Genomic DNA, 2529 nt, shown 5'->3' with positions numbered 1-2529 from the left:
CGCGCGCCGCGTGTCGAGCGTGATCGGGCGCCTCCACAATTCCTACACATCCAGGGCGGAGGGGTCCGGGAGGCGGAGGAGGGCGACGGCGCTCGAGAGCAGCTCGTCGCGCTCCGCCGACGTGGGCGCCTCGGCGTAGACGCGCACCACCGAGCTCGTGCGCGAGGGACGCATGAGCAGCCAGGAGTCATCCTCGAAGCGCATCAGCATGCCGTCGGCGTGGGACACCTCCACGGGCGCGCGGCCCGCCACGTCCTGCGGGTTGAGCCCAGGCAGCACGTTGCGGAAGGCCTGGCTCGCGGCCGACTCCAGGCGCACGTCCCTTCTCGCGTAGCTCATGGTCCCGACCTGCTCGCCCAGCCCGGAGACGAGCTCGGTGGGCGCCAGCCCCGTCTTGCACACGAGCTCCACCGCGAGCAGGCAGACGAGCAGGCCATCGCGCTCGCGCAGGTGCGCGGGGACGCAGACGCCGCCGTACTCCTCCGTCGCCAGCAGCACGTCGCCCTCGCCGAGCTCGCGATAGATCCTCGAGAATCCGACGGGCACCTCCGTTATGTCGCAGCCCAGGCGCTCGGCCTGGCGCCGCACGCACGCGGAGCAGGTGAGCGTCGACACGACCCTCCCCCGCTCGCCCCGGTTCTCGACGAGATGCCCCATCAACAGCGGCACGAGGGTGCGCGGCGCGAGGATCGTGCCGTTCTCGTCCACCACGGCGGCGCGGTCGCCGTCGCCGTCGAGGAGAAGGCCCATGCGCGCCCCGTGCGCGACGACGGCCTGCTCGCACGAGTCCGCCCAGGGATCGCTCGGGTCGGGGTGGATGCCGCCGAAGTCCTCGCGGTCCTCGACGTGGATCTCGACCACCTCGCAGCCGAGGTCGCGCAGGAGATCGGCGAGGACGCCCGTGCCCGAGCCGTACATCGCGTCCACGACCACGCGCGGGCGCGCGGCGGCGATGACGTCGGCGTCGACGTGGCCCGCGAGCGACGCGCGGTAGGCGGACACGAGGTCGCACTCCTCGAACGCGCCGCGCCCGGCGGTGGGCGTCAGCGAGACGGCCTGCTCGACGTCGTCGAGGAACTCGCGCGGCACCGGGCCGCCGTCCGAGCCGCGCACGAGGATTCCCCCGTACTCGCACGAGCGCGAGCTCGCGGTGACGATGACGGCGCCCACGGCGCGCTCGTCGCGCGCGCAGCTCCAGGCGACGGCCGGCGTGGGACAGGGACGGTCGGACAGGCGCACGTCGAGCCCGTAGGACGCGAGCACGCCCGCGACGAGGCGCGCGTGCGCGTCTGCCGCGTGCCGCGTGTCGAACCCAACGTAGACGCGCGCGCCCGGCGCGGCATCCGCCCACACGAGCCCGAGCGCGTCAGCCATGCGCGCCACGTTCTCGCCGGTGAAGGTATCCTCGAACCGGGCGCTCCAGCCGTCCGCCCCGAACCTGAGTATGTCCCCGCGCCTATCCAAGGGTCGCGGCGTCGCGCTCGCCCAGGGCCTCGAGGAACGCGCCGCGGTGCTCGGGGTCGCCCAGCGCGATGCGTGCGTTGGTGGCCGCCCAGGCGGCCGGCGTGCCGGTGTCGCACCCCTCGGCCGGGTCGACCACGAGCGCGTACATCTCCTCCTCGGCGAGCAGGCGCTCCATGGCGTCGGTCAGCTGAATCTCGTTGCCGGCGCCCGGGCCCTGCGTGGCGAGCAGGTCCATGATGCGGGGGGAGAGCAGGTAGCGCCCGACGATGAACAGGTGCGACGGGGCGAACTCGGGCCGGGGCTTCTCGACCAGGCCGCTCACCTTCCAGATCGCGCCCTCCTGCTCGCCGGTGGCGTCGGTGCCCGGGAGGCTCCCCACGCACGTGCCCGCGATGATGCCGTAGCGGCTCACCTGCTCGGGCGGGACCGGGGCCACGGCGATGACCGACGCGCCTCCGTGCGCGCGGGAGACCTCGGCCATGCGCACGCACATCTGGCGGTCGGGCACGAAGTAGTCGCCGAGCAGCACGAAGAAGGGCTCGCCGTCGATCTCGTCGGCCGCCTGGAGCACGGCGTGTCCGAGGCCGCGGGCCTCGTCCTGGTAGACGAAGGAGACCGGCAGCGTCGAGGCCTCGTGCACGCGGGCGGCCTCGGCGGTCTTGCCGCGCTTGCGCAGCATGGACTCAAACGCGTGGTCGACCGAGAAGTAGGCCTCAATCTGGGGCTTCTCGTGCGAGTTGACGATGACGACGCCGTCGACGCCCTCCGGCTCGAGCGCCTCCTCCACCACGTACTGGATGACGGGCTTGTCCAGGACGGGGAGGAGCTCCTTGGGCGTGCACTTGGTGGCCGGCAGGAAGCGCGTGCCGAGTCCGGCGGCGGGGATGATTGCCTTCATGGGTTGGTCCCTTCGGTCGTTATCGTGACGCCGCGGCCAAGCCGGCGGCACTCACAACATACCCCAACCGAACGGGTTGATACGGACCCCCTCTGCCAACGGGCGAGAAGGACGGGGAAGGGGCGGGCGCGGGACAGTCCCCGTCCTCAAACAGCTTCGCCGCGCAA

General features: G+C 72.6%; 2 protein-coding genes. Both read right to left on the bottom strand.

What is annotated here, in order from left to right; genetic code table 11:
• Positions 1–42 precede the first annotated feature (42 nt).
• Positions 43–1464 carry a phosphoglucomutase gene (locus ACWTSU_RS00640; protein WP_455137971.1) on the bottom strand — a complete coding sequence of 474 codons (1422 nt, stop codon included), beginning with the start codon at positions 1462–1464 and terminating at the stop codon, positions 43–45.
• Positions 1457–2362 carry a UTP--glucose-1-phosphate uridylyltransferase gene (locus tag ACWTSU_RS00635; RefSeq protein WP_455137970.1) on the bottom strand — a complete coding sequence of 302 codons (906 nt, stop codon included), beginning with the start codon at positions 2360–2362 and terminating at the stop codon, positions 1457–1459. The genes ACWTSU_RS00640 and ACWTSU_RS00635 overlap by 8 nt, the downstream gene beginning before the upstream one ends.
• Between the last annotated feature and the right edge of the window lie 167 nt (positions 2363–2529).

The sequence above is a fragment of the Thermophilibacter sp. genome (assembly GCF_966187215.1).
The sequence above is the reverse complement of the archived record's forward strand: the minus strand, read 5'-3'. Positions and strand labels throughout refer to the sequence as shown.